Source organism: Bacillota bacterium, from assembly GCA_013177945.1.
Taxonomy (GTDB): Bacteria; Bacillota; DSM-12270; order Thermacetogeniales; family Thermacetogeniaceae; genus Ch130.
Genome location: JABLXW010000001.1, coordinates 313,763 through 327,585 on the forward strand (window position 1 = coordinate 313,763; position 13,823 = coordinate 327,585).

14 protein-coding genes, 1 tRNA gene and 1 other annotated feature are annotated in these 13,823 nt (G+C 48.1%); of the genes, 2 read left to right on the forward strand and 13 right to left on the reverse strand.

The features are described from left to right. Positions 1 to 37 precede the first annotated feature (37 nt). The 7 genes from HPY58_01680 to HPY58_01710 form a co-directional block, all read right to left on the reverse strand. Positions 38 to 889 carry a MoxR family ATPase gene (locus tag HPY58_01680; protein ID NPV28369.1) on the reverse strand — a complete coding sequence of 284 codons (852 nt, stop codon included), beginning with the start codon at positions 887 to 889 and terminating at the stop codon, positions 38 to 40. Between the two features lie 16 nt (positions 890 to 905). Next, positions 906 to 2,330, reverse strand: a complete 1,425-nt coding sequence (locus HPY58_01685) for an RtcB family protein (protein NPV28370.1) — start codon at positions 2,328 to 2,330, stop codon at positions 906 to 908. 250 nt (positions 2,331 to 2,580) lie between these two features. Then, the gene (gene surE / locus HPY58_01690; protein NPV28371.1) at positions 2,581 to 3,360 is read right to left on the reverse strand and encodes a 5'/3'-nucleotidase SurE; all 780 of its coding nucleotides are present in this window, start codon (positions 3,358 to 3,360) and stop codon (positions 2,581 to 2,583) included. A 126-nt stretch (positions 3,361 to 3,486) separates the two neighbouring features. After that, on the reverse strand, positions 3,487 to 4,053 hold the full coding sequence (gene folE / locus HPY58_01695; GenBank protein NPV28372.1) for a GTP cyclohydrolase I FolE: 567 nt from the start codon (positions 4,051 to 4,053) through the stop codon (positions 3,487 to 3,489). 158 nt (positions 4,054 to 4,211) lie between these two features. After that, positions 4,212 to 5,252, reverse strand: coding sequence for a tetratricopeptide repeat protein (locus HPY58_01700; GenBank protein NPV28373.1), 1,041 nt, complete (start codon positions 5,250 to 5,252; stop codon positions 4,212 to 4,214). Between the two features lie 205 nt (positions 5,253 to 5,457). Continuing rightward, a complete protein-coding gene (locus HPY58_01705) occupies positions 5,458 to 5,898 on the reverse strand; it encodes a transcriptional repressor (GenBank protein ID NPV28374.1) in 441 nt (146 codons plus the stop codon). 17 nt (positions 5,899 to 5,915) lie between these two features. Further along, a complete protein-coding gene (locus HPY58_01710) occupies positions 5,916 to 6,848 on the reverse strand; it encodes a response regulator (protein ID NPV28375.1) in 933 nt (310 codons plus the stop codon). 158 nt (positions 6,849 to 7,006) lie between these two features. Here HPY58_01710 and HPY58_01715 point away from each other — a divergent pair, with 158 nt between their 5' ends. Then, on the forward strand, positions 7,007 to 7,399 hold the full coding sequence (locus HPY58_01715; protein NPV28376.1) for a TIGR04086 family membrane protein: 393 nt from the start codon (positions 7,007 to 7,009) through the stop codon (positions 7,397 to 7,399). Positions 7,400 to 7,404: 5 nt separating this feature from the next. On the opposite strand, the gene HPY58_01720 is transcribed toward HPY58_01715, so the two are convergent. The 3 genes from HPY58_01720 to HPY58_01730 form a co-directional block, all read right to left on the reverse strand. Next, positions 7,405 to 8,217, reverse strand: coding sequence for a hypothetical protein (locus tag HPY58_01720; GenBank protein NPV28377.1), 813 nt, complete (start codon positions 8,215 to 8,217; stop codon positions 7,405 to 7,407). Positions 8,218 to 8,492: 275 nt separating this feature from the next. Continuing rightward, positions 8,493 to 9,170 (reverse strand): DUF3786 domain-containing protein, encoded by a 678-nt coding sequence (locus tag HPY58_01725; GenBank protein ID NPV28378.1) that lies wholly within the window; start codon positions 9,168 to 9,170, stop codon positions 8,493 to 8,495. 35 nt (positions 9,171 to 9,205) lie between these two features. Further along, positions 9,206 to 9,613: a YjbQ family protein gene (locus HPY58_01730; protein NPV28379.1), complete on the reverse strand. Its 408-nt coding sequence runs from the start codon at positions 9,611 to 9,613 to the stop codon at positions 9,206 to 9,208. A gap of 271 nt (positions 9,614 to 9,884) precedes the next feature. Here HPY58_01730 and HPY58_01735 point away from each other — a divergent pair. Next, a tRNA-Arg gene (locus HPY58_01735) sits at positions 9,885 to 9,959 on the forward strand. Positions 9,960 to 9,995: 36 nt separating this feature from the next. On the opposite strand, the gene aroF is transcribed toward HPY58_01735, so the two are convergent. From aroF to HPY58_01750, 3 genes are all read right to left on the reverse strand, one after another. Next, positions 9,996 to 11,015 carry a 3-deoxy-7-phosphoheptulonate synthase gene (gene aroF / locus HPY58_01740; protein ID NPV28380.1) on the reverse strand — a complete coding sequence of 340 codons (1,020 nt, stop codon included), beginning with the start codon at positions 11,013 to 11,015 and terminating at the stop codon, positions 9,996 to 9,998. Between the two features lie 45 nt (positions 11,016 to 11,060). Then, positions 11,061 to 11,325: a binding site (T-box leader), on the reverse strand. A 47-nt stretch (positions 11,326 to 11,372) separates the two neighbouring features. After that, complete coding sequence (locus HPY58_01745; protein ID NPV28381.1) at positions 11,373 to 12,845, reverse strand: glycoside hydrolase family 13 protein; 1,473 nt, start codon at positions 12,843 to 12,845, stop codon at positions 11,373 to 11,375. 25 nt (positions 12,846 to 12,870) lie between these two features. Then, complete coding sequence (locus HPY58_01750) at positions 12,871 to 13,764, reverse strand: hypothetical protein (GenBank protein NPV28382.1); 894 nt, start codon at positions 13,762 to 13,764, stop codon at positions 12,871 to 12,873. Between the last annotated feature and the right edge of the window lie 59 nt (positions 13,765 to 13,823).

Genomic DNA, 13,823 nt, shown 5'->3' on the forward strand with positions numbered 1-13,823 from the left:
TCGCCATATATTTGTTTTTTCCTTCTGAAAATCATGTTCAAGCTTGAGATTTCAAAAACTCCTGATAGGCTTCAATGTTCTCTTTCTTTTTTGCCAGCAAATCCAGAGTTTTTTCTACGTACTCCCTCCGGAGGCGGTCCGCATTTAACAAAAGCAAAGCCCGCGCCCAGTCCAGAGTGGAAGCCGCCTGGGGGCCCGGGTGGGAGCCCGGCTGGAGCAACCGGTTGACGCCAAGAGAGATTTCCTCCTCCAACTCTTCCAGGATTTCAGAAGCGTGAACCCTGATTATTGAAGCCTCCTGTTCAATGGTGGGGAAGTCAATGTATAAAAAGATGCAGCGCCTCCGGAGGGCCTCGGAAATCTCCCGCTCCCCGTTGTTTGTAATCACCACGATGGGCTTCCGGTTTGCCGTTATAGTGCCTATTTCGGGAATTGATATCTGAAAATCTGAGAGAACCTCCAGCAGGAATGCCTCAAAGTCAGGATCCGCCCGATCAATTTCATCGATTAAGAGGACAACCGGCTCCTCCGAAGTAATCGCCTGCAAAAGGGGGCGCTGGAGAATATTGGGAAGGGAAAAAAGGTCTTCCTCACGAATCGTTTCGTGCCTGGCGGCAAGGTGAATTTTCACCAGCTGCCGCTGGAAATTCCAATCATAAAGGGCCTTGCTTTCATCCAGACCTTCGTGACACTGAAGCCTGATCAATTTCGCACCTAATATGCTGCTCAAAACCTTCGCCAGTTCGGTTTTTCCGACCCCGGCGGGACCGCAGACCAGCAGCGGCTTCTCCAGTCTCAAGGCAAGGTAAACAGTGTTTAAGGCATCCTCATTGATAATATATCCCGCGCGGGTAAATCTCTCCCGCAGTTCTTCCAGTGTCAGCTCCATTTCTCCCTCCGTGCCTCTAATCTTTTCCTTTAATTACCGCCAGAGGGCGCAACCTTGCCACTTTCCGAACGAAATTGATTTCGGCAAGAGTTTCCACCACATCGTCAATATTCTTGTATGCAGCAGGCGCCTCATCAAGCAGCAAATGGTAGGCCCGCTCATCGAAAACCACCCCCTGCATGCTCGCCTTAAACTCTTCCCTGGAAATCCCTTTTTCCGCGGCGGTCCGCGAAAGGAGGCGCCCTGCCCCATGATTGACAGAGTAAAAGGGTTCTTCAGCCTCGGGCGTACCGACAAGGACATAGGATGCGGTGCCCATGCTCCCGGGCACCAGAACGGGGTGGCCTGTTTCTTGATAAACCCTGGGATTGGCAAAATGACCCGGAGGAAGCGCCCTGGTTGCTCCCTTCCGGTGGATCAACAATTTTCCCTCCCTGTGCTCTTCAAACTTTGCAATATTATGCGCAACATCGTAGATGATTTTTATTTCGAGTTCCTGTGCCGTCCTCCCGAAAATATCCTGAAAAGCCCGGCGAATATCGTGAGTGATAAGCTGTCTGTTGCAAAACGCAAAATTTACGGCGCAGGCCATTGCCGCATAGTAGGCTTTCCCCTCGGGAGAATTAATCGGAGCGCACGCAAGCCCCCGCTCCGGAACCTCAATCCCATAGTCCTTTGCAGCCCGGTATAAAATTTTTGTGTAATCCGTGCATATCTGATGGCCAAACCCTCTGCTCCCTGTATGAATCATCGCGAGAATCTGGCCCTCCTTAAGTCCAAAAAGAGAGGCAATTCGCTGTTCATAAATCACATCAACCACCTGGATTTCGATAAAGTGGTTTCCCCCTCCCAGCGTCCCCAGCTGCTCTGAACCTCTTTTCAGGGCCTCACTGCTAACTGCACCGATTTCAGCCCCCGGAAGGCACCCGTTTTCTTCGATGTACTGGTCATCTTGCGGCCAGCCGTAGCCGTTTTTGATCAGGAACGGGACCCCGCGTTGCAGGACCTTCTCGAAAAAATCTTTCCCGAAACTTCCCCTCCGCGACTTTTTTCCAACACCTGTTGGAACATAAGCCTCGATCTTTCGAATCAATGCGTACAGAATGTCCCGGCAAATCTGCTCGCTCGATAAATTGGTTCGGAGCAAGCGGACACCGCAATTGATATCCATTCCAACTGCCCCTGCCGAAATCACGCCTTCAGGAAACGCGGTTGCCATCACGCCTCCGATCGGAAGCCCAAACCCCTGATGGATATCAGGCATTCCAAACACGCTTCTTACAACACCGGGCAAAGATGCAGCCTGGGCAAGCTGTTTTAAAGAATCATCCTTAAAAAGATGCTCGTACAGGTTTTGGTTAACATAAACTATTCCCTCCACCCGCATCCTGCCCTGTCTGGGCAACTTATACCGGTTTTTTCCGAGCGGAACTAACTCCATCACTCTCTTCCTTTCCTTCTTTTCTCGAAACCCCTGGCGAAGAAAGACAGCAGCCAGTAACTGAACCCGCTGATCAGAAGAAAAAGGAGAAAAGAATAGTAAAAAGCAACTCTCAGGACAGAATCCACTAAAGTGAGGGCAATACCCAGCGAAAAAGGCAAAATCAAAGAACGCTTTTGAAAAAGACGCCCCTGTTTAATTTGAGAAAAATTCAAAATAAAATAAAAGAGCAATGTAAAAATTAAAACCTTTAAGAAGAACACGGCTGCTCACCCGTAAACTCTAAAAACAACTCCTGCAACAACTTGAGAGCCCGGTAATTGGTTAAATCAATATGAATTGGCGTAATGGAAATCATCTTTTGCTTAACTGCCGCAACATCGGAATTCGGATCTTCATCCAGGTCTACCACATCTCCGCCCAACCAGTAATAAGCCCGGCCCCGGGGATCAGTTCTAACCTCAAAGGAATTAAGGTATTTCCTTGCCCCCAATTTCGTTATTTTAACGCCGCGAATTTTATCTGCAGGCAGGGAAGGAACGTTGATGTTGAGGAGGGTGTCGGTGCAAATTTCGGTCTTTAAAACCATGGGAACCAGCCTCTTGATAAAAGAAGCAGCATCCTCGTAATTGGGGTTCACGTAGTCGGTAACCGAAACCGCAAGCGCTGGAATTCCTAAAATAATCCCCTCCAGGGCGCCCGATACAGTTCCAGAATATAAAACATCGATTCCCAGATTCGGCCCCCGGTTGATTCCGGCAATAACCAGATCGGGTTTGTCTTTTAAGAGGCAATTTACACCAAGCTTAACGCAGTCTGCGGGGGTGCCGTTAACCGCCCAGGCAGAACCATCAAAAAGGTTAACCCGCTCGGCCCGGAGAGGTTGATCAACGGTAATCCCGTGGCCCGATGCGCTCCTTTCGCGGTCGGGGGCGATCACGGCAACCTCGGCAATCTCCTTCAGGGCAGCCCAGAGTACGGCCAACCCTTCGGCGTAGATGCTGTCGTCATTCGTTAATAAAATCCTCATCTACGACCTCCAAAATCCTCAAAATATCTTTTTAAAATTAGTTTAACGCTCGAAGTTAATTCGTGCAATAAAACAAAAAACTAAAAAGCGCCCTCCGGGCGCCCTTCCTTTTTTATATTAAACTCCTTACTCCAACTTACCCTTAATTAAAGAAAAGGCTTCGGCTCGCGTTGCTTCGTTGGATTTGAAAATGCCCCGCACTGCCGATGTCAGCGTCTTTGAACCGGCTTTTTTTATTCCCCGCATTGTCATACACATGTGTTCTGCTTCCACGACCACCATTACCCCCAGGGGGTTCAATGCCTCCATGATTGTATCCGCAATCTGAGATGTCATTCTTTCCTGAAGCTGGGGTCTTTTGGCAAAACCCTCCACCACCCGTGCCAGTTTACTCAAGCCGGTGATTCTTCCCTGGCGTGGGACATAGGCAACATGAGCCTTTCCATAAAAAGGAAGAAAATGGTGTTCGCAAATTGAATACAACGGAATATCTTTAACCAAAACCATTTCGTCGTGATTTTCAGAAAAAAAGACATTTAACTCTTCTTTTGGATCGTACTGCAGCCCGCAAAAAATTTCCTCGTACATCCGGGCAACCCTTTCCGGGGTTCCCCGTAACCCTTCCCGATCAGGGTCCTCACCAATTCCTTCTAAAAGGAGACGCACCCCCTGAATAATCTTTTCGCGATCCATCTTCCTTTTATTATCGTTGCATATCATTATAAATAAATCCCCCCGTAAGTTTCCCCTTGTCCCACGGACTCCTTTTTGAGTTTAGCACTTTTCCAAAAAAAAATAAAGATATTGTAAAAAAGTATCCGAAAAAAGAGAGCTTATCGGGGAGATATTCTTTATTTAATCAACCCAAGAGCCCTGTTGTAGCAAATTAAAGCCTTTTCACTTTTTCCCTGAGCTAAATAAATGGCGCCCAATTCACCCCAGGCAGCGGTGTGGTTCGGTTCCCGCGCGACCACCTCCTCCAGGCAATGCAAAGCCTCCTCCCAGCATTTCATCCTGGCGAGACAAACCCCCTTGTTATACAAGTACGTCAGGTTATCGGAAACATAACTTAAAGCCTTTTCGTAACACTTCAAAGCAAGATCATAACGACCCTGCTCCTCCAGGCATACTGCAACATTATTCAGCAAAAGAGGATCTTCAGAATCCATCTGGAGCGCGCGATCGAAATAATACAGGGCTTCCCTGTAGGCGCCGATTCCCACCAGTGCGGCAGCTACATTACATAAAAGATCGACCGATTCATATTCACCGCACTCCAGGGCAATTTTATACGCCTGATAGGCTTCCTGATAACGCCCCAACTTAGCAAGACAAAAACCTTTGTTGTTCCAAAGAGTAGGGGAGCATCCGCCATTTTGCAAGGCCTTTTCAAAATAGTTTAGTGCTTCCATATAGCGGCCTAAATGACAGAGGCAAATACCGGTATTTGTTAAAATTTCCGGATCACGGGGACGTAGCGTTAAAGCCTGAATGAAACAGGAAAGGGCAATCTCGTAATAGCCCAGTTTGTACAAGCAATAACCCTTGCTATCCAACGCCACTGCGTCCTTTGGGGAAAGGCGCAACGCCCGGTCAAAGCAGTTGTTTGCCTCAAAAAACTGGCCCTGATGCATCAAGCTTTCCCCTTTGAGCCTCCAAAGTTCGGGGGTTTCCACTCCATTTTCCAGCGCCTTATCCAGCAAGAAGGTATTCTTTGGAGAGGCCTCAAGGGCAAGACTTTTTGCCCAGTATAAGTTTCCAGAACCGTTCTCCTCAAGGAATCCGCCTTCTTTAAATCTGCACGCCTGCAGGAAGTTCTTTAAAAAACCTTGAATTTTTTCCAAGAACAGGTTCAGCCTAGTTTTCAAATTCAAGGATTTCCCCTCCTTCAATAATGTAGCCGTTCAAAGCCAATTATTATAATTCTTACTCAAGGATTAAATTCCTGCTAATTTTTTCCATCTTATTCCGCCCTACTTCGTCAGGGCGCCTGTTTTTTGTTTTTTCCTGTCTAAACAAATAAACCCCGTTTCGTCGGGGTTCTCGTTTTTTATATCCTGGCCGCTTTCCCTGTCAGGTTCTGACAGAGATCTTTTTTCATTTCTCCTGCTGGCAGTCCTTGCAGTAGCCGAAAAACTTCAGCTGGTGATCGATTACCAAAAAGTTGGTTTTCTTGGCAACCCAGGCCTCAAGGGTTTCGAGCAGATCGTCGTTGAATTCCATCACTTTGCCGCAATTGACACAAATTAAATGATGGTGATGGTGCACCTCGGCATCGGAGAACTCGTACCTGGTGCACCCGTCTCCAAACTCAATCTTATGCAAAATATCCAAACTCGCAAGAATTTCCAGAGTCCGGTAAACAGTGGCGAGGCCGATTTCCGGGTGTTTCTCCCTGACAATCCCGTGAACTTCTTCAGCGCTTAAATGCTGTTGCTCATGATCGAGAAAGGCTTTTAAAATTATCTGGCGCTGAGGTGTAATCTTGTAAGCCTTCTGCTGGAGCTTGGCACAAAGAGAATTAAAGCTCGGCCGCAATGCAATCCCTCCATAAACTATCTTCTCCGGCGGTCCTTGACATAAATACTGCCCGGGAATGTTTTCGCGTACTTTTTCAGCTCTGCAGCAATTTCCCCTACAAGCCAGTGGTTGTCGATCGGACGGTATTCGTTAGAAACCACTGCAATTGAGAGGCTCAAAAGGGGAAAAACCTGCTCCCTTCCCCTCCGGTCGATGGTTACGACAAACCCGCGCTCCCGGTCTTCATTGCTGTAGAACTTTTGAATTCCCTGATCAAAACCCTGGATTAAAAGGTTGCAGATTTTATCCACCCGATCCGGTGTGGTTATGGCGACAAAATCATCCCCCCCAATATGACCCAGAAAATCGTCGGGGTTGCCTTCTTTTTGAAATACGAAGATGAGGAGTTCTGCAAGAAATTTAATGACCTCGTCGCCCTGCAGAAAACCATATGTGTCATTATATGCTTTAAAATTATCAATATCAAGGTAAAGGACAGCAAATTTTCTGTTTGCCGCAATCCTGGCCTTTATTTCTTTTTCTACCATAGGGTTTCCGCTCAAACCGGTCAGCGGATTGGCGCTTCTCTCATGCTGAATGCGCCGGAGATGGGCGCGAAACCGCGCAATCAGTTCCAGCGGCTCAAACGGTTTACAGAGATAGTCGTCGGCACCGGCTTCAAGGCCCGCAATCTTGTCTGCTATATCGGTGCGGGAAGTAAGCATGATAATGGGAAGGTGGGAGGTGAAAAGATTGCTGCGAAATTGGCGGCAGAGTTCGCAACCGTCCATTTTGGGCATCACCCGGTCCACAAGAATAATGTCGGGACGGAAGTTTTGAGCCACTGCCAAGGCCTGAGTGGGATCGTGGAGAACGGTGGTCTCAAAACCGGCCGTTTCTAAAGTGTCTTTAATTATTTGGGTTACCAGGGGATCATCATCGATAACCAAAACCTTGGGTTTCAAAATTCTTCACCAATTGGCTTTAGTCGTTAAGAATATAATTCAATTTATCTTCTTGTTTTCCTTTTCTTGTATAAGACGAAGATTCTTACTTATTGTCATATTCCGCTCCCACTCTTAATATGCTTAGAAATGTAAAAATTTCCGAAGGAGAGGGGATAAAAATGCCTGAGGAAAAAAATTTACTCTCTAAATACAGCGTAAACCCGGTTTTCCTCGGTTTTCTCGTCGCAGTTGGCTTTGGGCTGACTGGCACACTTCTTTTAACTTTAATTTTTTACTTTTCTCCTCTTTCTGAAAATTACCTGCAGCCAGCAGGAACCACTCTTTACCTCACCGGCGCCTTTCTGGGGGGCTTTTTGGCCGCAAAAAAGGCCGGCGGAAAAGGGCTGCTAAACGGAACTCTTGTAGGCGTCTTTTACTTTCTCTTTTTTACGCTGCTGGTGCTCTTGGCGGCCCGCACCCCTTTTTCTTTACTTAACCTGAGTTTAAAAGCACTTTACACGCTAACAGTTTCTGCCGCAGGTGGAATCATCGGGATTGCGTTAACCGATTAGCCTTATCACTTAGCCTGTTCCCAGTGGCCGCGAATGCCGTCTATTTTCCAGCCAGTGGGTTCCCGGATTAGAAAGACCCTGACCTTGACCTCCTTTTGCCGCTTGCTCAAAGGGCGCCAAATGACATCCCCTTCAACCCAGGCATGAGAATCCAGTTCTGCAAAGTTCGTGACAAGAAATACCACATAAACCCCTGTGGTCATTTGGCCGCGCTCTTTGATCAGCGCAGAGGTTACACCGGCAGCCTCTAAGCGTCTCTTGTAACGGTCTGTTAAAAGTCCATAAAAACGCTGCCAGTCCGCATTCTGAATTGCCTGGTAAAAATCGCTTACAACCTCAACCGAAGAGTGGACACGAATTTGAGCAATCTTCCAGTACCCATCAACCAGGCGGAGAAAAACCGTCTCATTATAGTCCGAAAGACGCCGCCGAGCCGACTTCCAGCTGACGCGGCCCAGCGCCCAGGCTTCTCCTCGCTGCGGGTCCACACTGGAATCCAAAACCAGAAACATCACATATTGAATCGAGGGGTCCTGTCTTTTGATAAGCTTCCATCGGGAGATTAGACCGCTTTCCTCCAGATAGAGATAGAGGGCTGGAGTGGTGAGAGCTTGAACCGCATCCCAGTTGTTGTCAGAAAAGGCCCGGTAGAAGCTGTCAATTACTTCAAAAGGATTTCCCGGGTAAACAAACTCTTTTGCGACAGGAAGCGAAAAGCTGCTTTCTCGAAGTGCTCCCAACAGGAACTTGCCTGAGATAGATATAACTGAAACAACAATAACCACCAGAAAAAGTCTTTTAAAAATTTTTTTATCCACGATCCATTTTCCTGCCCCTGGAAGGATTCTACGGTAAATTAATGCACAGCAAAAACCAATTATGACTAAATTTAAAAAGCAGCCGGAAAGGGCCGCTTTTTTCTACTTAACCACTTTTTTTAAGATATCCCTCAGGAAACGTGGTAATTTAATAAAATAAACCCTCAAGATTACCACCTCACTGTTTGCTTTTTCTTCCCCATTATATTCCCCGGGGAAGAAAAAGGTGCAGAACGAAAGGCTTCCCTAAAAAATATATATGCTCTAGAAAAAATTTAATGTGCCCGGGATTCAGGCGGACCCCCGGCCAACTGATCTGCCTTCTTCCTCAGCTCATACACAACCAGACCCGCAACCACCGCGTAATCTTCAACCGGCAAATAACAGGAGGCGGATGCGTCAAAAAGAATGTTGCCGGAGGGCGGAAACTCCTCGTCGCCCCGCCAGATTACGTAGGTTATGGGCACCATTGGAAAAACCGGTATGGTAACGCTGGAATCGCCGAGAGCTTCCTTTTTTCCGCCCAGCGCCAGGCCTGCTTTAACCAGCGCCTCCGGATCATTCCCGAAAAGCTTGATCAAAGGACGAACAGCGCGGTTGTAAAAAGGCTCGATGTAGATCTGACCTGAAGGAAGTTCTTTAAAGGAAATCCACCTGTGATGAAGAGGAACCCCTTCGGCGGTATTTAAATAATGGAGAATCAAAATCTTGTTGACAATGGGTACATCTTTGCCTTTTGGATGATAAACTTTCCCCAAGGGGTACTTGACACGGTGCTCCTCGTTTAAAAATTGAACTGAGAACTCACTTTGAAGCTCATCGTATTTAACCCCGGCGCGCCAGGCAATATCCTCGGGTTTGCCTTCGCCCAGCTTCTTTTGAGCAAGTTCTAAAGTGACATCCAGGTTCATAAAACTCTTGTTTAATTTATCCCTAACCTGCTCCATCCTCAAACCCCTCCAGATTTTGTTTCCTTTAAAAGGATTCGCTAACAAGAGCCGATTTCCTGCATTATCTTCAAAAACAAAGAGCGCCGGCGGGGCCCGTCGAATTCACAGAAATACACTCCCTGCCAGGTTCCCAGTGCCAGTCTGCCATTTCTAATAAAAACAAAAGCAGAACAACCCAGCAGGCTGGCTTTAATGTGGGCATGAGCGTTTCCTTCTCTGTGAAAATAACTACCCGCTACGGGTACCAGTTTTTCAAGGGTCTGGCCGATATCCCGAATCACATCCGGATCGGCATTTTCGTTGATGGTTATCCCCGCCGTTGTATGCGGAACGTAAAGGAAACAAATCCCTTCCTGGCATCCGGCAGCCCGAACTTCCTTTTCGATCAGACTTGTAATATCGACAAATTCAATCTGCCGGGTGGTTTGCAGGGTAATTGTTTTCATCGCTCACGACCCCTCTCTTGGTTTGGATTGAATCATTTCCTAATTTATGTATTGACAGACTTATTTCCTTCTTTTACTGCAGCCCGGCTCCAGGCAAGCATTCCTCTTCTTGCCACCAGGGCCCAAGGCACTCCTTTAGGAGAAGCGCTTAAGGGCTCAATCCAAGAATTCCTTCGCTTGTGGCGTAGGCGGCAAGTTGACAGCTACCCTAATCGGACTTTGATTTGACAATTTCAGTCGCGCAGGTTAAAATAATAACTGGAAGTGGAGCGCGCCCGTAGCTCAGGGGATAGAGCGCTGGCCTCCGGAGCCAGGTGCGCAGGTTCGATTCCTGCCGGGCGCGCCATTTTTTTATTTTTATTTTTACAACCCAAACACTTTTTTAACTATCAAGGCGGCGCCCCAAGAAGGGTGCCATTTTTTTAAGATCCTCCATCAAAGTTTTAAAATTCTCCGGTGTTAAAGATTGGGCGCCATCACTCCTGGCTTCCTCAGGCCGGGGATGGACTTCGATCAGCAACCCGTCGGCACCCGCCGCCAAAGAGGCTTTTGCCAGCGGCGCCACCAGATACCATTTCCCCGAAGCGTGACTGGGATCGACAACTACTGGAAGGTGGCTTAAACGCTTCACCAGAGGAACCGCGCTGATATCGAGGGTGTTTCTTGTGCTGTTCTCAAAGGTTCGAATTCCCCTTTCGCATAAAATTATTCTGTAATTCCCCTCGCACATGATGTATTCGGCTGCCATCAACCACTCTTCTATTGTTGCTGCCAGGCCTCGTTTCAGCAGGACCGGCTTCTCCTGTTTCCCTGCAGCCCGGAGCAGGCGGAAATTTTGCATGTTCCGCGCCCCAATTTGAAGGATATCAGAATACTCCGAAACCGCCGGGATGTCCTGGGAATCCAGAACTTCGGTTACTACCAGCATTCCCGTTTCCTCGGCCGCCTCGCGAAGGTATTTTAACCCCTCAATACCCAGTCCCTGGAATGAGTAAGGAGAAGACCTGGGTTTAAACGCGCCACCCCTCAGGATCTGGGCTCCAGCCTCTTTTACGGCCCGCGCCGTCTCAACAATCTGCTCCCGGCTTTCAACAGCACAGGGGCCTGCCATCACAACAATGTTTTCGCCCCCGATCGCCAGATTTCCCATCTCGATAATCGTCCCTTCGGGTTTCGCTTCGCGGCTTACCAGCTTGTAAGGCTTCAATACCGGCATTACCTTTTCGACACCGGGAAGCAATTCCAGAAAGCCGGCATCTGCAATACTTTTATCACCTACGGCACCGATTACCTGTTTTTTAACCCCCCTGATTACATGGGTCTGAAAACCCAACTCCTTCAAGCGGCTTTTAACCTGTTCGATTTCCCTTTGGGTAGCCTTCGCATCCATCACGACAATCAATTTACCTGCCTCCGTTTCGTCTTGCTGTAAAAGTTAACCCCCGTCCGAAGGGACGGGGGTTGATTCCGCGGTACCACCCTTATTGATCCTTAAAAGGACCCTCTCTAAAGATACGGGACACAAAAAAGCGTCCGATATCTCTTCCCTTTTTACGGTGGGAAACTCCGGGGCAACCTACTACCACAAAGCGTGCGGATTCAGTCCCCAACTCCAGGGAGAACTTCACGCGGCCCTCTCAACCGGGCTCCCACCCTTCCCGGCTCGCTGCTTTCGAGGAAGCCTGGCTACTTTTCCCCTTCCTTGTCTTTTTCCAGATCAAGTTTTTTTGGTAAGAGTAACATAAACCACAGGCATCTGTCAACCGGATTTTACCGGCACAAGGGCTACGCCGGAATTGCCTGCAACATCTTCAACAACAATTTTCCCATTCTGGGCGATAAACTTTTCCCCTGAAAAAAAGTCTTTCCAAATCTTTCCTTCCGGAGCAGATAGAGCACCAACCGGAAAGTTGACCGTCTGTCTCCAATCGTTGTTATTTAAAATGATGATGACCTCTTCACCTCCTGCTTCCCTTGCAAAAACATAGAAATTTTTTTTCCTGTGGCAACAGAGGGGGAGAAACCTTCCGCGCTGCAGGACCGGGTAACTTTTTCTTAACCTGATTAAATCCTTGTAATATGCCAGCAACTCCCGGTTGTACCTTTCCCTTTCCCAAATCATTGGGCGGCGGCACGCAGGCCCCTCTTCACCCAGCATACCGATTTCATCGCCGTAGTAAATCAAAGGAACCCCGGGATAGGTAAATTGAAATAAAAGAGCAGCCTTCATGCGGAGGTATCCGGAAGCGGAAACGATCTTAGAAGCAGGAGGCTCATCTCCGCTCGCCCGAAGAAAGATTGTAGCCACCCGCGCCGTATCATGGCTTCCCAGCAAGTTGATCAAAACACTTTGCACCCCGGGAGGGTAAGTCTTCTGGAAGCCTAACAGCCGGGCATGAAACTCCCCGGCATCGAGGCACTTTCGTGCAAAGAAGTTCAAAACAAGATCCCGGAACTGGTAGTGAGTGATGGAGTCAAATTGATCCCCCTCGAGCCAGGGTGTACCCTCGCCCCAAATCTCACCCAAGATAAAAGCCTCGGGGTTAATCTGTTTTACGATTTTCCGGAATTCACGCCAGAAATCGTGGCTGATCTCGTTAGGAACATCGAGGCGCCAACCGTCGATCTGAAACTCCCGCAGCCAGAATGAGGCAACATCAAAAAGGTAACGCCGTACTACCGGATTCTCCGTATTTAGCTTTGGCAAATCGGGGAATCCCCACCAGGCCGCATAATTAGGACGGGGTGACCTGCGAACGGGAAAACTGTAAATGTAAAACCAGTCCACGTAAGGAGATTCCGGACCCCGTCTCACCACATCCTGAAAAGCCCAGAATTCGTCCCCTACATGATTAAAAACGCCGTCCAGAATGATCTTGATCTCCCGCTCATGCAGTAATGCAACCAGTTCTTTTAAGGTTGCCCGATCTCCAAAGTGAGGATCAACCTGGTAATAGTCGTATGTATCATATTTATGGGGGGAAACGGAAGCAAAAATCGGGTTTAAATAAAGGGCCGTAACCCCCAAATCAGTTAAATAATCAAGGTGTTCGATAATCCCCTGAAGATCGCCGCCAAAAAACGTTGCTTCTCCCGGTTCCTCATGCCAGGGCAAAGCCTCGGGCGGATCGTTGGCGGGATCACCATTTGCAAAACGCTCGGGGAAAATTTGATAAAAAATCGCTTTTTCTACCCACGAAGGTGCCGCAAGGGGCCGGCAGCCGGATATCACAGGCTGTATATTCCTCCATCTCCCTTCAGACACCCAGAGTCTTCATCTTTTTTTCCGGATTCCAACCAAAGAGAGCGCAGAGAGCCAGCACAAAACGCACCAGGCGATTCCGAAGTTTTTTCTCCAAAATGCTGTTCTGCAGGGTCAGTTTTTCAATCTTTTTCTGAAGCGAAACGTTCGTCGTGTTCAACATATCAAGTTCTAACTCCAGGTTCTCGTTAACGCGCTGGAGGTCCTGGTGCATCTTTTTAAGGTCTGCCACCTCTTTATTTAAACGGAGTATCTCCTGATGCTTCGCCTTCACCTCGGTGCGCAAACTGTCCAGGGCGCGGTTGAATTTCTTTTCCAGTTCGGCCCTGGCAGGCCCCGCCAGGGCCAATTCCTGCTCCAGGTTCCGGATTTTTTCTTCTGAAAGAGCAAGGGCTTCCCGCAGCTGGTTGTTTGCCCTTTGAAGATCCTTATTCTCCTTATTGAGAAGAATGTTCTCCTGGGTCCTGGCTTTCAACTGACCGGTTAGATTTCTGAGGTCTTCCTCGTACTGGGCACACTTATCCTGCAGAGCCGCGGCTTCCTTTCCGCATTCCTCTATTCTCCCCAAGTACTGGCGCCTTTCGCTTTCCATTTGATGCAGATTTGCCTCCATGGTTTTTAACAAAATTTCATGTTCGTGACATTTCTTCTCCCGTTCCTCCAGGGCACGTAAAGATTCTTCCAGTTGCTTCCGCTGACTGTTGATCAAGCGGTTCTTCTCGGTGAGTTCATCCTCGAGCTTGCGAAGCCTTTCCTTCAATATTTTCACCTTTTGAAGTTCGTTCTCATCCTTTTCAAATTCCCAGAAAAGGTCTTCTTCTCTCCTCCGCCCGTACTCGTATTCATCAAAGGCATCTAAAGTTTTTTTGTCATTTTTAACCTTCGCCATCTTTTATAAACCCCCTTCTGAATATGCTCTGTCTTCCTGGAGTAAAAGCAATTCGCCAT